The organism is Testudinibacter sp. 'clade 2' (assembly GCF_006227735.1).
In the GTDB taxonomy this organism is placed as follows: domain Bacteria; phylum Pseudomonadota; class Gammaproteobacteria; order Enterobacterales; family Pasteurellaceae; genus Chelonobacter.
Genome location: NZ_VDHB01000256.1, coordinates 1 through 612, shown reverse-complemented (window position 1 = coordinate 612; position 612 = coordinate 1). Strand labels below are relative to the sequence as shown.

Annotated in this window: 1 pseudogene; it reads right to left on the bottom strand. The window is 36.8% G+C overall.

What is annotated here, in order from left to right:
• Positions 1–583: pseudogene (locus tag FHQ30_RS13090) on the bottom strand (hypothetical protein); the annotation flags it as partial.
• Between the last annotated feature and the right edge of the window lie 29 nt (positions 584–612).

Genomic DNA, 612 nt, shown 5'->3' with positions numbered 1-612 from the left:
TTAATTTTGGATAAAGAGCTACATTTTCTGCACCTGTTGAAATTATAGATTTTTGATTCTCATATCCTATCGTTTTCCCAACAGTAGGCAATTTACTATTTGCATTAATTTTATCAGAAACTTTAATTGCAAAATTAGTGATAAGATCCGGTGAGTTTTTAACCGTCTGAGCGACTTTCTGGATACTTTTGGCAAATGTACCTCCGACTACAATACCTGAGCCAGGGATTCCGGTTAAATTACCATCCACATAGCCTAACATTTCTCCCGCCAGTTTAGGATCATGTTTTACTGCATACGCTAAAGTAGTGTTCCAATCATCAATTGATAATACAACTTGATCAAATGTTTCCCCTGGGTGACTGGCAACATAGGCTAATGTCTTAATAGTTTCATCAATATTGATAATGCTATCTACTGTACCGACAACGCCATCAACAATTCCCTGACCGTCAGCTTTTCGATAAGCTATTAGGAATTCTGCCGCCTCAATTTCATCAAATCCATACATATTTTTGATAAAATCAATTTTTTCTGATTCCGTAAACTTGTCATTATCGAATGATAAAGCATTATTCTCCACCGCCCTCTTCCCAATCTCGGCACTCACAA